Below are 968 nucleotides of genomic sequence, written 5' to 3' on the forward strand. Positions count from 1 at the left end.
GTCCCCAGCCGTCCGAGCCCTCCCCTTCGGTGCAGCGAGCCTCGGGCCCGGGACCGGACGCCTCCGCCGGTACGCGGGCCCGTACGCGGGGCGGAATCGGTACGCCGCTTCCCTCGTTGCCGCCGACCGCCCGGCTCGGCGGCAACGCGCCGCTGCTCGGCGACCGTCGCTCAGCCGGAACGCGGCCGGACACCGGCCGGGCCCCGGGCCAGAGCCCCGCAACCACCCCTGGCCAGGAACAGGGACCGGCGACCGGCCCCGTCTCCCCGTCCCCCGCACCGGCGCTCCCGGACGGGCCCTCCGCCATGCCGGTACGGTCGGCCGCCGCACCACCTGCCGGCTCCACGCCAACACCCACGCCCTCGCCCACCCCGGAAGCCGCCCCCGTCCAGCGCGCGGCGGCTCCCGGCGGCACCTCCGGTACGCGTACGCGTACGCATACGGGGTCCGCCTACGCCGCTCCCCCGTCCCCGGTACGCATCCGGCCGATCGACCGGCCCCGTACGACGGTCCAGGGCTCCGGCCCCGGCGCCCTGGCCGCCCCGCCGCTCGCGGTCCAGCGCTCACGGACCCTGCTCCCGAGCCGCGCCCTGACGGTGAACACCGGTTCCGCCGAAGGGTTTTCGGCCCCTGCGCCGACCACGGCGGGCGGCGGCACCGCGCGCCCGGTCGTGGCGGCGACCTGGCGGCGCGACGTACGGCAGCCGGACGCCGACGCCGGGCGGGCCGGAGGCGGACCGGCCTCCGGTGCCGGGCTGTCGGCGTCCTCCGCCGGTACGACGGCGGGCCCGGTGGTCCAGCGCGCGGCTGCCGCGCGCCCCGCTTCCCGGGGCGGCTCCCCCGCCACCCCTCCGGGCGTCGGGCGCGGACCGGGCCCCGCCCCGCAGGCCGCCACCGCCGCCGCATCTGCTTCCGCATCCGCATCTGCATCCGCCGGAGCCGCGCCGTCCACCGCAGGCATACTCCAG

The 968-nt window shown here is 80.0% G+C and carries 1 pseudogene; it reads left to right on the plus strand.

The window, feature by feature from the left end:
• Positions 1–116: 116 nt before the first annotated feature.
• Positions 117–968, plus strand: a pseudogene (locus tag JS521_RS35875) (hypothetical protein); the annotation flags it as partial.

This window comes from Streptomyces durocortorensis (assembly GCF_016901035.1).
In the GTDB taxonomy this organism is placed as follows: Bacteria; Actinomycetota; Actinomycetes; order Streptomycetales; family Streptomycetaceae; genus Streptomyces; species Streptomyces durocortorensis.